The 16,088-nt window shown below is 72.1% G+C and carries 10 protein-coding genes and 1 pseudogene; 7 read left to right on the top strand and 4 right to left on the bottom strand.

Features of this window, described 5'->3' with window-relative positions:
* Positions 1-53 precede the first annotated feature (53 nt).
* Positions 54-2,480 (top strand): phosphoenolpyruvate synthase, encoded by a 2,427-nt coding sequence (gene ppsA / locus AC5WRL_RS13975; RefSeq protein WP_496088798.1) that lies wholly within the window; start codon positions 54-56, stop codon positions 2,478-2,480.
* Between the two features lie 18 nt (positions 2,481-2,498).
* Here the strand turns inward: ppsA and AC5WRL_RS13970 are convergent, their stop codons facing one another.
* On the bottom strand, positions 2,499-3,341 hold the full coding sequence (locus tag AC5WRL_RS13970) for a universal stress protein (protein WP_496088797.1): 843 nt from the start codon (positions 3,339-3,341) through the stop codon (positions 2,499-2,501).
* Between the two features lie 218 nt (positions 3,342-3,559).
* Between AC5WRL_RS13970 and AC5WRL_RS13965 the strand changes: the two genes are divergently transcribed.
* The 4 genes and pseudogenes from AC5WRL_RS13965 (at position 3,560) to AC5WRL_RS13950 (ending at position 7,982) form a co-directional block, all read left to right on the top strand.
* Positions 3,560-6,262, top strand: coding sequence for a bifunctional acetate--CoA ligase family protein/GNAT family N-acetyltransferase (locus AC5WRL_RS13965; RefSeq protein ID WP_496088796.1), 2,703 nt, complete (start codon positions 3,560-3,562; stop codon positions 6,260-6,262).
* 129 nt (positions 6,263-6,391) lie between these two features.
* Positions 6,392-7,027 carry a GAP family protein gene (locus AC5WRL_RS13960; protein ID WP_496088795.1) on the top strand — a complete coding sequence of 212 codons (636 nt, stop codon included), beginning with the start codon at positions 6,392-6,394 and terminating at the stop codon, positions 7,025-7,027.
* Positions 7,028-7,129: 102 nt separating this feature from the next.
* Positions 7,130-7,285 (top strand): annotated as a pseudogene (locus AC5WRL_RS13955) (DUF7144 family membrane protein); the annotation flags it as partial.
* 34 nt (positions 7,286-7,319) lie between these two features.
* Complete coding sequence (locus tag AC5WRL_RS13950; protein ID WP_496088794.1) at positions 7,320-7,982, top strand: pyridoxamine 5'-phosphate oxidase family protein; 663 nt, start codon at positions 7,320-7,322, stop codon at positions 7,980-7,982.
* A 65-nt stretch (positions 7,983-8,047) separates the two neighbouring features.
* Here the strand turns inward: AC5WRL_RS13950 and AC5WRL_RS13945 are convergent, their stop codons facing one another.
* Together AC5WRL_RS13945 and AC5WRL_RS13940 are read right to left on the bottom strand one after the other, a co-directional pair.
* The gene (locus AC5WRL_RS13945; protein WP_496088793.1) at positions 8,048-8,941 is read right to left on the bottom strand and encodes an undecaprenyl-diphosphate phosphatase; all 894 of its coding nucleotides are present in this window, start codon (positions 8,939-8,941) and stop codon (positions 8,048-8,050) included.
* Between the two features lie 440 nt (positions 8,942-9,381).
* Complete coding sequence (locus AC5WRL_RS13940) at positions 9,382-11,751, bottom strand: hypothetical protein (RefSeq protein WP_496088792.1); 2,370 nt, start codon at positions 11,749-11,751, stop codon at positions 9,382-9,384.
* Positions 11,752-12,017: 266 nt separating this feature from the next.
* Between AC5WRL_RS13940 and AC5WRL_RS13935 the strand changes: the two genes are divergently transcribed.
* Together AC5WRL_RS13935 and AC5WRL_RS13930 are read left to right on the top strand one after the other, a co-directional pair.
* On the top strand, positions 12,018-13,601 hold the full coding sequence (locus AC5WRL_RS13935) for a GH39 family glycosyl hydrolase (RefSeq protein WP_496088791.1): 1,584 nt from the start codon (positions 12,018-12,020) through the stop codon (positions 13,599-13,601).
* A 29-nt stretch (positions 13,602-13,630) separates the two neighbouring features.
* On the top strand, positions 13,631-14,893 hold the full coding sequence (locus AC5WRL_RS13930) for a hypothetical protein (protein ID WP_496088790.1): 1,263 nt from the start codon (positions 13,631-13,633) through the stop codon (positions 14,891-14,893).
* Here AC5WRL_RS13930 and AC5WRL_RS13925 read toward each other — a convergent pair.
* The gene (locus AC5WRL_RS13925) at positions 14,890-15,954 is read right to left on the bottom strand and encodes a LacI family DNA-binding transcriptional regulator (protein ID WP_496088789.1); all 1,065 of its coding nucleotides are present in this window, start codon (positions 15,952-15,954) and stop codon (positions 14,890-14,892) included. The genes AC5WRL_RS13930 and AC5WRL_RS13925 overlap by 4 nt on opposite strands.
* Positions 15,955-16,088: the final 134 nt, after the last annotated feature.

Here is a 16,088-nt window from a genome sequence, read left to right as displayed (position 1 = left end):
TGGCGGCTACTCGCGCGGGCGCACCGGGACGACGGGTGGAAGGGTGAGCTGCCATGACCGATGTCCAGGGGGTCGCGGACTCCACGGACCGGATCCGCTGGTTCGAGGAGCTGTCGGCGGACGACATCCCCGTGGTCGGCGGGAAGAACGCTTCCCTCGGGGAACTCATCGGGAATCTGGCCCCGCACGGCATCCGGGTTCCCGACGGCTTCGCCACCACGGCGGACGCCTACCGCGCGTTCCTGGCCGTGGACGGCCTCGGCGACCGGATCGGCGAGCGGCTCGAAACGCTGAACGAAGGCGCCGACCGGGGCGAGGTGGGACGGGCCGTCCGGGAGATGATCCTCGCGACCCCGCTGCCGGTCACGCTCGACGGCGCGATCAGGAACGCCTACCGGACACTGTGCGTGCGGCTGGGACGGGAGAACCCGGATGTGGCGGTGCGCAGCAGTGCCACATCCGAGGACCTTCCCGAGGCGAGTTTCGCTGGCCAGCACGAGACCTTCCTCGGCGTCACCGGCGAGGACGCGGTGGTGGACGCGTGCCGCCGCTGCTACGCCTCCCTGTTCACCGACCGGGCGATCAGCTACCGGGAGCACCACCACTTCGAGCATCTGAAGGTGGCGCTGTCGGTGGGCGTGCAGCAGATGGTGCGCTCGGACCGCGCCGGTGCCGGGGTGATGTTCACGCTGGACACCGACAGCGGTTTCCCGCGCGTCGTGCTGGTCAACGCCGCGTTCGGCCTGGGTGAGTCCGTTGTCTCGGGTGCCGTGGACCCGGACGAGTACGAGGTCTTCAAGCCCTTTCTGCACAAGACCGACCTCACCCCGGTGATCGTCCGGCGGGCCGGCGGAAAGCAGACCAAGATCGTCTACGGCGATTCCCCCGAGGCACCCACCCGCACCGTCGAGACCTCCGGTGCGGAACGCCGCACGCTGGTACTCGATGACCAGGAACTCCTGCTCCTGGCCCGCTGGGCGACGGTGATCGAGGAGCACTACGGCCGGCCCATGGACATCGAGTGGGCCAAGGACGGGGACACCGGCGCGCTGCACATCGTCCAGGCCCGCCCGGAGACCGTACAGTCCCGCAGGCAGGCCGCCAGCCTCCGCTCGTACCGGCTCACCGAACCGGGAGAACGCCTGGTGAGCGGCCTCGCCATCGGTGACGCCATCGCCGCCGGGCCCGTGATCAAGCTGACCCGCGCGGCCGAGGCGGACCGGTTCGAGGACGGCGCGGTGCTGGTCGCGAGCGTCACGGACCCGGACTGGGAGCCGGTGATGCAGCGGGCCTCCGCCGTCGTCACCGACCACGGCGGGCGGACCTCGCACGCCGCGATCGTCAGCCGGGAGCTGGGGGTGCCCGCGGTCGTGGGCGCGGGAAACGCGACCGTCGTGCTGAACGAGGGCCGCCCGGTCACCGTCTCGTGCGCCGAGGGGGACAAGGGTCACGTCTACGACGGGGTCCTGGAGTACGAGGAGCGGGACCTCGACCTGACCCGGGTTCCCGAGACCAGGACCCGGGTGATGCTCAACATCGCCAACCCCGGCGCGGCGTTCCGCTGGTGGCGCCTGCCCGCCGACGGGGTGGGGCTGGCGCGGATGGAGTTCATCGTCGCCCAGCACATCGGCGTCCATCCGATGGCCCTCGTCCGGTACGACGATCTCACCGATCCGACCACCCAGCACGAGATCGCCGAACTGACCGCCGGATACCCGGACAAGTCCGCCTTCTTCGTGGACCGGCTGGCCCAGGGCATCGCCCGTATCGCCGCCGCCTGGTGGCCGCGTCCGGTCATCGTGCGGATGAGCGACTTCAAGACCAACGAGTACGCCAGGCTCATCGGCGGCCTGCCGTTCGAACCCAGCGAGGGCAACCCCATGCTGGGCTGGCGCGGGGCGAGCCGCTACTACCACGAGGGCTACCGCGAGGGCTTCGGCCTCGAATGCCGGGCCGTCCGCCGGGTCAGGGACGACATGGGCCTCACCAACACCGTCGTCATGATCCCGTTCTGCCGCACGACGACCGAGGCCGATCGCGTTCTGGCGGCCATGGCCGAGCACGGGCTGATCCGTGGCCGCAACGGCCTGGAGACGTACGTGATGGCCGAGGTCCCCTCCAACATCATCCTCGCCCGGCAGTTCGCCGACCGCTTCGACGGGTTCTCGATCGGCAGCAACGACCTCACTCAGCTGACCCTGGGTGTCGACCGCGACTCCGCGCGGCTGGCCGAGCTGTTCGACGAGCGCGACCCCGCCGTCACCCAGAGCATCGAGGCGCTGATCGCCGCCGCCCACGGCGGGCACCGCGAGGTCGGCCTGTGCGGTCAACGTCCCAGCGACGACCCCGATTTCGCCCGACTCCTGGTGACCGCGGGCATCGATTCCCTCTCCGTCACCCCGGACAGCTTCCTGCGGGTCAAGGAGAACATCGCCGCGGTGGAGGCGGGCCGGCCGGCGGGCGGCGGCGACCGTCCCTGAGCCGGCCGCCGAGCGCGGTCAGCCGCGCGGGACGACCGCGACCGGGCACGCCGCGTGCTGGAGCAGGGTGTGGGAGATCAGCCCCAGATGGAGTCCGACGGGTGTGCGCCGTTCGTGGGCACCGAGGACCAGCAGATCCGAGGTCTCCGCCACGGTGAGCAACTCGGTCCTGGCCACGCCGCGCACCGCGCGCTGCGCCACCCGGACGCCGGGATGCTGTTCCTTGCCGGCGGCCAGTGACCGGCTCAGCAGGGCGGCGGCCGTCCGCTCGTCCTCCTGGCCGGTGCCTCCCTCCGCCGGAGAAAGCCAGGCGTGCACCGCGCTCAGTTCGCACCGGCGGGCTGCCGCCTCCTGGAAGGCGAACGCGACGGCGGCCGGGTTCTGCTCGTTCTTCACCCCCGCCAGGACCCGCCGGAAGTATCCGTCCCTGGCCGGTGCGGTGCCCCGCACCACGACGACCGGGCAGCCGGCCCGGGCCACCACACCCAGACCGACCGTGCCCAGCAGCAGCCCGGCCAGTTGTCCGCGACCGCGTGATCCGACCACCACCATCGAGGCGGAGCGCGCCTCGTCCAGCAGGGCGGGCACGGGCGGTCGGGTCAGGACCTCCACGCTCACCGTCACCCGGGGCCGGCGCTGGGCGGCACGCCGCCGCGCCGCGGCCAGCACATTGCGGGCCATCGTGCCGCCCTCGGGCCGGCTCAGCCCCACCGAGGGAGACATCACCTCGTACTGCTCCCAGAACGAGGCGTACACCATCCGCAGCTCACGGCCGTGGCGGTCCGCGGCGTCCACCGCCCAGTCCGCCGCCAGCAGACTGGAGTGCGATCCGTCGATTCCCGCCACGATGGGATGCGCCATCGCCGCCACCGCCCTCCGCGCCCTTCCGGGCTCCCGGACTCCACTTCCGGGTTTCAGCTCACCACCGGGGGGCGGCACCCGCCAGGCGACCGGGCCATCGGGCGCCGGGGGCCGTGTATGCCGTTGGAGCGGTCGCCGCCCCCGTACGGCTCGGCTCACCGGCGGCGCCCCGCCGCGCGGTGGATGCTGGTTCTCCCCCCTTCAGGCGGTGATCCCGGATGCCACACACCGGCGTCTTCGACATGACGCACGCGCTCCTGTCCGACGGGACCACGGTGTGGCTGCGTCCGCCCCGCCCCGGGGACCGCGAGCCGATCGCCGGCATGTTCGCGGCCATGTCCGCCGAGAATCTGCGGCGGCGCTTCTTCGCCGCCGGCCGGCGGTCCGGTGAGCGGGCCGCCGACCGCATGAGCGCGCCGCGACGGCGCGGCTATCACGGCGTCGTGGCCGGTTGCGGGGACGCCATCGTCGGGGTCGCCGACTACGAACGGCTCGACGTGGACGACGCCACCGCCGAGATCGGGCTCGCGGTGGCCGAGGGGTGGCACCACCGCGGTGTCGGAACCCTGATGATCGAGCACCTGGTGCACGCGGCACGGCAGGACGGCATCACCCGGCTGACGGCCGAGGCGCTCGCCGACAACCAGCCGGTACTGCGGGTGTTCGCCGACCTCGGGCTGCCGGTCTCCCGCCACTTCGACGGCAATCAGGTGCGGTGCACGGTGCGCCTCGACGTCCGTGACGAGCGGTACCTGGGCGCCCTGGACGAACGGGCGCGGGCCGCCGGGGTCGCCAGCATCGTGCCGCTGTTCCGTCCCTCGTGCGTGGCGGTCATCGGCGCGGGCAGCAAGCCCTCCTCGGTCGGCCGCGCCGTGCTGCGCAATGTGATCGGCGACCGCTTCGCGGGACTGGTCTACGCCGTCAATCCACACGCCCACTTCCTCGAACACGTCCCCGCCGCGCCCACGGTCGCCGAGTTGCCGAGCGTTCCCGACCTGGCGGTGCTCGCCGTTCCCCCGGCGGCGGTCCCCGAGGCCGCCGACGCGTGCGGCCGGGCCGGGGTACGGGCGCTGGTGGTCATCACCTCGGGTCTCGACGCGGCACAGGGCGGTGCCCTGCTGGCCGCCTGCCGCACCCACGGCATGCGGCTGGTGGGGCCCAACTGCCTCGGCATCGCCAACACCGAGGACGACGTCCGGCTGCACGCCTCCTTCGCCGCGCACCCCGCGCTGCCGGGAACCGCCGGGGTCGCCGTGCAGTCCGGGGGCGTCGGCATCGCTCTCCTCGACGGCCTGTCACGGCTGGGCATCGGGGTGTCCACCTTCGCCTCCCTCGGCGACAAGTACGACGTGAGCAGCAACGACCTGCTCCAGTGGTGGGAGGAGGACGACCGCACCGAACTGGCGCTGCTCCACCTGGAGTCGTTCGGCAACCCGCGGGCGTTCTCCCGTACCGCCCGCCGGGTCGCCCGCCGCATCCCGGTGCTGACCGTGGACGCCGGGCGCTCCGCCGCGGGGCGGCGGGCCGCCGCTTCGCACACCGCGGCGGCGGCCACTCCCACCGTCGCCAGGCGGGCCCTGTTCGCCCAGGCCGGGGTCATCGCCACCCGCAGCATCGCCGAACTGCTGGAGACCGCCGCCCTGCTGCACGGCCAGCCGGCCCCCGAGGGCCCCTCGGTGGCTGTGGTGTCCAACGCCGCCGGGGCGGGAGTGCTGGCCGCCGACGCATGTGCGGAGGCGGGGCTGACCGTCGCCGAGTTCCCGCAGGACCTGGTCGAGGCGCTGCGTCCCGTCCTGCCCGCCGACGCCGTTCTGACCAACCCCGTCGATGTGACCCCGGCGGTCGGCGAGGAAGCCCTGAGCCGGGCGCTGGCGACGCTGGCCGGCCACGACAGCGTGGACGCCGTGCTGGTCGCTCTCGTCCCCACGGCGATCGGGCGCTTCACCGGCGAGGACCTGCCGCGCGCCGTCACCACCGCCGACCGGGGCACGCCACCGCGGCCGGTGATCGCTGTTCTCCTGGACCAGCCCGAGCACGTCACCCTGCGCCCCACGCCGCACGGCCGGCCCGTTCCCGGCTATGCCGACCCGATCCCCGCGGCCCGGGCGCTCGCCCACGCGGTGGCCCACCATCGCTGGCGGACCCGGCCCGCCGGTGTCGTCCCGGAACTGACCGACACCGATCCCCAGGGCACGGCCGGAACCGTCGACAGCTATCTCACGGCGCATCAGGAGGGCGGCTGGCTCGACCCGCCCCACTGTGCCCGCCTGCTCGGTGGTTACGGCATCCCGCAGATCCCCTGGTTCCGGGCCACCGACGAGGACACGGCGGCGGACGCGGCGCGGCGGCTGGCGGGCGGTGCCGGGCGGGTGGCGCTCAGGGCGTACGGTCCAGGGCTGCGGCACGACAAGAGCGAGCGGGGCGCGGTCCGTCTCGATCTGGTTCCCGGGGACCAGGTGCGTGCCGCCCACCGGGAGCTGTCCGCCCGATTCGGTGACCGGATGGACGGCGTCCTCGTGCGGCCGATGGCGCCCCGCGCGCTGGAACTGTTCGCCGGGGTGATCCAGGACCCGGTCTTCGGCCCCCTGGTGCTGTTCGGCCGGGGCGGCACCGCGAGCGGGGCGGCGGACGACCGGGCCGCCCGGCTCGCCCCGCTCACCGACAGCGATGTGCACGACCTGCTCACCGAACCGCGCATCGCCCCGCTGCTGGGTGAGTTCACACGGTCGGCGCACGCGGACCTCGCCGCGCTGGAGGATCTGCTGCTGCGGCTGTCGGCCCTGGCGACCGATCTGCCGCAGATCACCGACGTCGATCTCAACCCGGTGATCGTGGGCGCCGAGGGTGCGCTCGTCCTGGACGCCCGCGTCCGGGTCCGCCCGGTGCGGGCGCGAGCCGCGTTCCCGCGAAGCCTTCCCTGAGAGGCGGCCGACGGGTCCGGTCCCCCGGATGGCGGAGATTGACGGCGCGGGATCGGGTTACCCGCCGCTGTCAGGTCTGTCCCCGGCGAAGCCCCGGGCGGACGAGAACCGACGACCTCCGCAGGTGCCATGGACATTCCGATCCTCCCGCTGGCCATCACGATGATGGCGGGCCCTCAGATCATCTCGGCGATCATCTTCGTCACCGTGCCCCGCGCGACCAGGGTCTCGTTGTCCTTCGTGGGCGGCGTGGCGCTCGCGGTGGCGGCCGGTGTGCTGCTGATGCTGCTGGTGGCCCATCTGCTGGGCAACGCCGTCACGCTGGGCAGCGAGTCCGACAAGGGCTCGGCCGGCAACATCATCAAGTACGTGCTGGTCGGGCTGCTGGCCCTGCTGGCGCTGAAGAACTGGCGGGGCCGGGCGACGGCGGAGCCGCCCAAGTGGCTCGGCTCCCTGATGTCGGCCGGCACCTCACGGGCGTTCACGGTGGGCCTGCTGGTCATCCTGCTGATGCCGTCCGACCTGATCATCATGCTGACGGTGGGCGTCCACCTGGCACAGCGCCACGCCGGCTTCACCGCCGCTCTGCCGTTCATCGTCCTGACGGTGCTGATCGCCGCGCTTCCGCTGCTGCTGCGCTCGCTCTTCCACCGGCGGGCCGAAACGGCCATGCCGGCCGTACGGGACTGGATGAACACCCACAGCTGGCTGATCAACATCGGCGTCTGCGTGCTCTTCATCGTGCTGATCCTCTCCGGAGCCTGACCCCGCTCCCCCGGCGTGGCGTCACCCGGACGGCCCATGTGTGATGGTCGCGGCCGGGACATCGGAGGGACCTTGGGAGCATGGAGAACACCCCCGAACCCGTGGGCGCGGGTCGCCGGTGTGGTGATCGCCGGCCTGCTGATGCCGGCGGGTTTCCTGTCCGTTCCCTACTACCCCCTGTGGTCCCTGGTGCTGATCGCGCTGTACGCGTTCGTGATCCGGGCCCGGTGTGTCGTGCGGCCTCCGGGCCGCCCGTGAGCGAGAAGAAGACCGGCTGCGGAAAGAGGCGGAGATGACGGCGACTGCGGGCCACGGCAGCGGAGACCTGGGACGGCGGGCGGCCATGCGCCGTACGGAACTCGGCCTCAGCCGGGCGGAGGTGGCCGAGCGGGCCGGGTTCGCCGAGGAGTATCTGCGGCACGTCGAGGAGGGGGCCGACGTCGTTCCGGGAACGGCTTCGCTGCTGCGGCTGGCCGCGGCGCTGCGGACCTCCGTGGCGGCCCTGCTGGGCGGGGAGGCGGAGCTGCCACCCGGGCTGGGGCAGGCGGCCCATCATCCGGAACTGGTGGAGCTGAGCGAGGAGGAGTGCCGCGAGCGGCTGGCCGGGCACGGGGTCGGCCGGGTGGCGCTGTACACCGAGCACGGTCCGGCGGTGGTGCCGGTGAACTACACCACCGTGGACGGCTCGGTGGTCTACCGCACCGCGCACCGCAGCACCCCCGGCCAGGCGGTGGGGCAGGAGGTCGCCTTCGAGGTGGACCGGATCGACGAGGCGATGAGCCAGGGGTGGAGCGTCCTCCTGGTCGGTCGTGCCCTTCAGGTCGGCGCGCCCGAGGAGGAGGTGCGGCGGCTGGCCGAGGCGGCCCACTCCGCGCCCTGGGCCGGCGGGGAGCGTGAGATGTGGGTGCGGATCGAGCCGGAGCGGATGACGGGGCGCCGCATCAGGGTCCGCTGACCGGGCCGTGCGGGCCGGGTCGCCGGTGCCCGGTCGCCTCGTACGGTGGCCGGCCGCGGTTTCCGTCAGCCGGCGGCGTCCTGGCCGATCTCCCCGCCCGCGGTGGGTTCCAGCACTCCCATGCCGATCAGCACCAGGAGGATCACTCCGACCGCGATCCGGTACCACACGAAGGGCAGGAAGCTCCGGGTGGTGATCCAGCGCATGAACCACGCGATGATCGCGTAGCCGACCAGGAACGAGACGAGCGTGGCGACGATGGTCGGCCCCCAGGACACGTGGGTGTCCCCCTCGCCGATCGACTTCAGCTCGTACGCTCCGGACGCCATGACCGCGGGGATGGCCAGCAGGAAGGAGTAGCGTGCCGCGGCTTCCCGGCTGTAGCCGAGAAAGAGACCGCCCGTGATGGTCGCGCCCGATCGGGAGACACCCGGCACCAGTGCCAGGGACTGGGCGAAACCGAAGAGCAGGCCGTCACGGACGGTGAGCTGCTCGATGCCCTTCCGTCGCCCGCCGGCCCGGTGCCGGCCGCCGCTCCCGCCACGGGCCGCCATCCGGTCGGCCACGCCGAGCAGAATGCCCAGCCCGATCAGCGTGCAGGCGATCAGCCGCAGGTCCCGGAACGGCCCGTCGATGGAATCCTTCAGGGTGAGCCCGAGGACGCCGATCGGAAGGGAGCCCAGGATCACCAGCCAGCCGATGCGGGCGTCGGGGTCACCGCGCATCGCCTTGTCGGTCAGCGACCGGAACCAGGCGGAGAGAATGCGGACGATGTCCTTGCGGAAGTACAGCAGGACGGCGATCTCCGTGCCGATCTGACACACCGCGGTGAACGCCGCCCCGGGGTCCTCCCAGCCGGCGGCGACCGCCGTGAGCCGCAGATGCGCACTCGATGAGATCGGGAGAAATTCGGTCAAACCCTGAACAAGACCGAGTATGAGTGATTCGAACCAGGACATGATCTTTCCGTTACATTCTCTTGCTTACGGGTGCCAACCGCTACCGGCATCCACGAGGTTCACCCTCCGCGTGAGGACACCGCCGGTGACGCGTCCACGGAGAAGGGATGATCCGAAAGGTCAAAGGTGTGCGCAGGAAAGGTCCAGTGGCACCGGGATTCTCGCCTCGGGCAGCTCTCTCCGCGTCGATGCGGCCATGGGAGAAGGGTGCCTTGCGCGAGGGGGCGCCGACTCGATCGAGCGGACATTCCACCGAGAGTTCATCTCGTCTTCCCTCGCTCCCCCGGGCGGCGACCCCGTAACCGGGCGAAATCACCGGCGCCGGCATGGGTGGTGGTCCCGCGGCCGATCACCCGGGGCCGCCCGGGGCCTGGGCGAGGACACCGGTGGCGTGTGGTCTCCCTGAAGGCTGCCCGCCACCCGCCACCCGCTGCCCGGGGTCAGGGCAGGCGCAGGACCATCGTCCGGCGGGGGCCCACGCTGATCGTCGAGGTGAGAGACACGGTGCTGCCCGTGACGAGGTCGGTCGCGGAGGTGTAGCCGGCCGGGCCGTTGAAGGTGTGGGTGGTCCCGGATGTGGTGTTGACCGCGATGATGTACGGGCCGTACTCGCAGTGGTAGAAGTCCCCGCGGCCGACGAAGATGTTCTCCGTGCCGGCGGACGGCTGGGAGAGGCCGGACGGCACCCTGGCGCAGGACAGCACCTCGCCGGCGAACGCCTGGGTGAGGGCGCCGCCGGGCGGGGCGATGCCGCCGTTGCCGAACTCCTGGTTGATCCGGTTGGGCACGGTGTAGCGGACCCCGGAGTCGACGAAACGCACGTTGTGCCGGATGGTGCCCGAGCGCTCCAGCTGGGGGGTGATCAGGTGGACGCGGGCAAAGCTGTTGACCGCGTATCGGGCCCGCCAGTACAGCGAGACATACAGCCGCTCATCGCCGTGCTTGACGGCGATCACGCCGTTGTCCGGGTCGGAGAAGACGAAGTCCGGCCGGCCGTCGGTCATCGGCAGCACCGCCGAAGAGGCGGCCCGGCCGGTGATGGTGGTGTACGCGTCGGGCAGTTGGATCAGGTTCAGGGTGACCAGTGAGCTGCTGTCGGAGAGCAATGACCGCACACCGGAGAAGAACTGCCCCTCGGCGATCATCTGCTGGGCGTAGCCGGTGATGGTGCTGTCGCCGGTGCGGGAGGCGGCGACCACCGCGCTGGACTCGGTGCCGGTCTCGTCGGCGTAGGTGACCTTGCCGGGGTACTCGCTGTCGCGCCAGCCGATGACCGTCTCCTGGGCCAGGGAGCGGTTGCCGTCCGCGTCCAGGACCGGGTAGCGGAACACGGCGCGCGCTTTCATCAGCTCGGTCAGCCGGTTGCGTATCTCGGTTTCGTTGCTGGCGACGGCCATCTCGGAGACCAGGTACAGGATCTCGCCGTAGCCACCGACGTAACCCAGTTCGCGGGTCAGACCGGCCGGCGTGGTCTGGTGGAACGCGTCCCCGTACGGCCGGGTGGGGTTGCCGGCGGCGTCGTCCGGGCCGAGCCAGGGGGCCATGCCCAGGGCCTCCCGCAGATACCGCAGCGCCGCCTCCTGGGACCAGGCGCCGGACGAGCCGAGCGAGCGCAGCGCCCGGTCGGCCCAGTACAGGCCCAGGTCGCAGCGCATGCCCTGGTTGGCGTACTGCGGCCGGTTGCGGCGCCAGTACTCGCGGCTGGCCAGCATGATGTCCGCGTAGCGCTGCCCGCGCGTGGAACTGCCCAGGGCGGCGCCGAGGTACGGGTTGAGCTCCGCCGTCACCAGGCTGATGGCGCGCCCGGCCCGGCCGAGGCCGAGCCACTGCTGGCCCCAGCCGCCGTTGATCACGGAGTTGTCCGCGTCGTAGGCGGCCACCAGGGCGTCCAGGCCGCGTACCAGGGCGGTGATGGCGTTCGCGTTGTGGTAGGCGCTGCTCCAGGTGGAGCGCCAGGCCGTGGCCAGGCCCATCAGCCGGGTCGGATCGGGGTCGGTGGCGGACATCCAGGTGGTCAGCCGGCTGTTGGCGGTGCTCTTGACGCTGTCCAGCACTTCGCTGCCCGGGGAAGTGCGGACCGGGGCGTCGCTCACCCGGGACGACGGGCCCTGTACGTCGTCGGACGGCAGGGTGAGATAGGGGGCGTTGTGCGTGTAGACACGGTAGATCGCCCGCGAGGGGCCCTCCATGTTTCTGTAGTACTGGTCGGCGGTGGTGCCGTAGCCCCAGATCCGGCCCATGGCCCGGATCTCCAGCCTGACGGCGGCGCGTCCCTGGGTGAGGGAGCGGGGCAGCGGCAGGGTGTGGTAGATGAAACGGCCGTTCAGCCGGCCGGCGGTGTCGGCGGGGATGTCGAGCGGGTCCACCGCGCCGAGGTGGTAGTGGCCGACCTGCTGCCCCTCGCAGAAGAGCTGGAGCCGGCCCAGCGGGGCGGCACGGTATTCGGAACCGTCGAACTTGACCGTCACATAGGTGAACGCGGTGGAGCCGCCGTCGACGCTCATGTTCATCGACAGGGTGCCGCCCCAGAAGCCGGCGACCGTGGGCGGGTTCAGCCGCCTGGCGGGCTGGCTCCGCAGGCCGGTGAGGGTCGAGGAGAGCGTCGCGGTCACGGAGTGGGCCGACTCCGAGGCGGAGTTGCCGAAGGTGACGGTGTCCAGCGGGCCGGCGGCCGGCGCCGCCGCGGTGGCGGCGGGAGCGGCGCCCGAGAGGGTCTGCCAGACAGGGACCAGGGTGCCGCCGGCGAGGGCGGCGGTGCCCAGCAGGAAGCCGCGCCGTCCGGGCGTCGGGGTGTGCTCGGGTGTGCTCATGGAGCCTCTTTCCCTGAGAACAGTGGTGGGGGGTGGTGGAAGGACGGGCGGATGGACCGGCTCGCGTCCTGCCCGGGGACGTTAGGTCGCCGGGCGGCGCCGAGGAAGCCGCACCGCTCCGACTCGAAACTTTCGTCCCGGCACCCCGGCACCGCCGCGCCGGCGAAATTTTCGGTACCCCGAGGGCGGTAGTCAGGGCCCCGCGTATAGACGTACGTTTTCTATCCGTGACCAGCGCAGATACGACCCCTCGGAGGAATGGAACCGTGCCCCTTCAGCTCACCGCGGACAGCGGCGGCCCCGGAACGCCGCTGCGGCACTTCTGGAGCGAGTGCGTCGGCGCCGGCCGCGCGCAGGAGGGCCTGCGGGCCGGCTGGCAGGAGCACCTGCGGCTGGTGCGCGGGGCGTGCGGATTCCGCTCCGTACGCTTCCACGGCCTGTTCCACGACGACATGTTCGTGTACCGCAGGGGTGCGGACGGCACGCCGATCCTGAACTTCCAGTACGTGGACGACCTGTTCGACCGGCTGCTCGACCAGGGGGTGCGCCCCTTCGTGGAGCTGGGCTTCGCACCCGCCGACCTCGCGCGGGAGCGCGCCACGACCTTCTGGTGGGGCGCCAACGGCGCTCCGCCCACCGATCTCGACGAGTGGGCCGGCCTGATCCGCCGGACCGTCACCCACTGGGTGGCCCGGTACGGGCTCGACGAGGTGCGCACCTGGTACTTCGAGGTCTGGAACGAGCCGAACCTCGGCCCGTTCTTCCGGGGGACGCGCTCGGAGTACTTCGAGCTGTACCGGGTCACCGCGCTCGCCGTGAAGGAGGTCGACGACCTGCTGCGGGTCGGCGGCCCGGCCACCAGCAACTTCGTTCCCGACGCGCGCTTCGCCGGGGAGCGCGAGGACCTCGCGCAGCACTCCGTGGTCAGCGAGAGCACCGACGTGGACGCCCTGGAGTGGCGCCCGGTCTGGCTGGAGACATTCCTGACCTACTGTCACGAACACGCACTGCCGGTGGACTTCGTCTCCACCCACCCCTACCCCACGGACTGGGCCCTGGACGCGCACGGCCGGATGGGCCAGCACACCCGGGGCGTGGACGCCACCCCGTCCGATCTGGCCCTGCTGCGGCGGATCGTGGACGAGAGCCCGTACCCGGACGCCGAGATCCACCTCACCGAGTGGAATTCGAGCCCCTCCCCACGCGATCACACCCACGACCACCTCCAGGCGGCGACGTACGTGGTCCGTACGGTCCTGGCCGCCACCGGCCTCGTCGATTCGCTCGCCCACTGGACCTTCACCGATGTCTTCGAGGAGCAGGGCGGGGGCGACACGCCCTTCCACGGGGGCTTCGGCATGATCACCTATCAGGGCATCCCCAAGCCGGTGTTCCACGCCTATCGCTTCCTGAACCGGCTGGGCGACGAAACGCTCGCCCGCGTGCCCGGAGCCGTGGTCACCCGGCACCGGGCCACCGGCCGGGTCACTGCCCTGGCCTGCCACTACCCGGCCGAGGTCACCGAGACCATCCCCGCGTCCTTCGGCGACCGGAGCACCGCCGAGGCGACCCTGGAACGGGGCGCCCAGGAGCCGCTGCGCATCGAGATCACGGGGCTGGCCCCCGGCACCCGGTTCTCCGTGGAGCGGCTCGACCGCGAGCACGGAAACGCCATCGCCGCCTGGCACGCCATGGGCGATCCCGCCGCCCCCACCCGCGAGGAGACCCGGCTGCTGCGCGACGCAGGCCACGCTACCGACCGCGCCGTGCTGAGGGCCGACGAGCACGGCGTGCTGCTGCTCGACACCCCCTTCGTCCCCTGGCAGGTCCTCCTGCTCGACCAGCTGTGAACACCCACCCGCTCTCCCCTGGAATCACCATGACCACTACCCCGAAGGGCCGGACCCGTCCGGCGGAGGCGGTCCTGTGGATCACCCCGAAGATCCTCGACGACCTCGCCGCCCCCCGGGCAGGCGTCGCAGCCTTCTTCGACCACTACCGCGACTGGTTCGCCCACGGCCGACCGGTGACCGTCGTCTCCTGCGCGGGCAACGGCGACCACATCCTCAACTACGCGGGCCCCGACCGGCTCGACGAACGCTTCGACTGGGCGCGCTACAACTGCTACGCGGCCGGCACCGCCGGTGGTGCAGGACCGGACGCGCTCACCCGCGCCCACAACCTGGACTGGCTGAACCGGGTCCGTGAGGGCGGTGAGCGCTCCTTCAACCCCTACTCGGCCGGGCCGATGATGGTCCTGTCCGAGCAGCACCTGGACTACCGCCGGCTGACCGCCTGCTACGCCGCGATCCGCGCCGAGGCGACGGCGCGCGGGCTGACCGTCACCCTGCTGGAATACCTGGAACCCGGCCCCGAATTCTGCCGCTCGCAGTGGAAGACCCGGCGCCACCCCGAGGTGGCGGCGGCCACCGCCGACGCCGGGGGCCACCAGGTGCCGGGCGTCATCGACGTCACGCTGCCGCTGGCCGCCGACACCGCCACGTACGCCGCGTACCCCCACGGATTCCCCGCCGGACTGCCGGCCGGTGACTTCGTCGCCGCCCAGAGCGCCGCCTATGTCCGGGACTTCGCCCTGGACGGCGTACTGCTGGGCAACCAGTTCGGCCTGGTCGGCTTCTGGCACCCCGACAACGCGCCCGAGAACACCGCCGAACGGCGGGCGGGCATCGCCCGGTTCTTCGACCGGCTGCGGGCGGAACTCGGCGAACACCTGGTGTACTGGATGGACACCTACTGGCCGGCCGCGGTCGAGCGGGACTCCTGGGGCATGAGCGAGGACTGCTACCAGCAACTGGACGCCATCCTCGTGTCCACCTTCGCCGTACTCGTCGAGCGCACCCAGGTGGTGCCCAACCTGCGCTCCAAGGCGGCCCTGCGCCATGCCGGGAGGGGCCCGCGCACGCTGCTGGGGCTGGACTTCGTCGATCCCTGGTACTGGTACCGCACCCACCTGGACGACCGGCGCACCTACCTCTTCCAGCGCGAGGTGCTGGCTCAACACGCGGCGCTGGTGGACGGCGTGTCGTTCTTCGCCAACGACACCTTCGGCCACTTCGTGCCACCCGGCCCGCTCACCGAGACACTGACGGCGCTGCGCGACGCGGAATCCGGCGGGGGTTAGCGATCCCCGGAGCCGGTCCGGGAGGGCGCGGTCACCGAACCACGGACGGTCAGCTCGGTCGCGATCCGCCGCGACCAACGCTCCCGTGGGGCGTCCAGGCCGGCCAGCGCCGCGGCCCTGCCCACCTCCTCGTACGGCACATGGACGGTGGTGAGGGCCGGGGTCAGGTCGGCGACCAGCGGGATGTCGTCGAAGCCGACGAGCGACACATCGCGCGGCACCCGAAGGCCCGCCTCGCGCAGGGCCCGCAGCGCGCCGATGGCGACCGTGTCGGTGACGGCGCAGACGGCGGTGAATGCCGGGCCTCCGGCGAGCGCGCGGCGGGTGGCCCGGTATCCGCCGCTGTCGGAGAAGGCCGCCGGGACGATCAACCGCTCGTCCGGTGCGACGCCATGGGCCCGCAGCGCCGCGCGGTGGCCGGCCACCCGTTCCCGCGCGGTGTTCACCGGCTGGTCGCCCAGGTAGAGGATGCGCCGGTGCCCCGCCGCCAGCAGATGCCCGGTCGCGGCGACGGCGCCACCGTGGTTGTCGTAGGAGACCGCACGCACCAACTCACCGTCCGCCGGGCCCGGGTGGCCGCACAGCACCAGACGGGTCCCGGCCGGGCGCAGTACGCGGGCGAAGCGCGCGATCCGCTCCCGCCGCGCGTCGTCCGCGACGGCACCGCCGACCAGGATGACCGCGGCGGCGCGCTGTGCGCGCATGAGGTCGATCACCGCCTCCTCGCGCGCGGGGTCGCCGTGCGTGGTGCACACCATGCACAGCCGGCCGAAGCGGCTGGCCACCTCCTCCACCCCGCAGGCGAGTTGGGCGAAGGACGGGCCGACCATCTCCTCGACCACGAAGGCCATGGTGCGGGCCCCGCCGACGGACAGCGCGCGGGCGTTCTCGTTGGGCACGTAGTCCAGTTCGGCCACCGACCGCAGCACCCGCTCCCGGGTCACGGGAGCCACCCGCTCGCCGCCGTTCAGCACGCGGGAGACCGTCGCGACCGAGACCCCGGCGTGCTGGGCCACCTCCCGCATGGTGCTGCCGCCCCTGATGGGCGCTTCCCCGGTCACGAGGAAACCGTACCCGCCGGCGGCCCGCCCCCGTAACAGCGGAAAGTTTCGCTTTTCCACCCGGCCGATTGACACCGGCACCCGCCGCCCCGATGGTGACGGCCCAAGGATGTAACCGGTTACACAGGAGGATC

The sequence above is a fragment of the Streptomyces sp. NTD107 genome, from assembly GCF_059510435.1.
Note: the sequence above shows the minus strand (reverse complement) of the source record. Positions and strands in the feature narration are given on the sequence as shown.

Bases quoted from the DNA above. Each gene is read 5' to 3' on its own strand.
- ppsA (WP_496088798.1), top strand. From the start codon at position 54: ATGACCGATGTCCAGGGGGTCGCGGACTCCACGGACCGGATCCGCTGG.
- AC5WRL_RS13970 (WP_496088797.1), bottom strand. From the start codon at position 3,341: ATGGCGCATCCCATCGTGGCGGGAATCGACGGATCGCACTCCAGTCTG.
- AC5WRL_RS13965 (WP_496088796.1), top strand. From the start codon at position 3,560: ATGCCACACACCGGCGTCTTCGACATGACGCACGCGCTCCTGTCCGAC.
- AC5WRL_RS13960 (WP_496088795.1), top strand. From the start codon at position 6,392: ATGGACATTCCGATCCTCCCGCTGGCCATCACGATGATGGCGGGCCCT.
- AC5WRL_RS13950 (WP_496088794.1), top strand. From the start codon at position 7,320: ATGACGGCGACTGCGGGCCACGGCAGCGGAGACCTGGGACGGCGGGCG.
- AC5WRL_RS13945 (WP_496088793.1), bottom strand. From the start codon at position 8,941: ATGTCCTGGTTCGAATCACTCATACTCGGTCTTGTTCAGGGTTTGACC.
- AC5WRL_RS13940 (WP_496088792.1), bottom strand. From the start codon at position 11,751: ATGAGCACACCCGAGCACACCCCGACGCCCGGACGGCGCGGCTTCCTG.
- AC5WRL_RS13930 (WP_496088790.1), top strand. From the start codon at position 13,631: ATGACCACTACCCCGAAGGGCCGGACCCGTCCGGCGGAGGCGGTCCTG.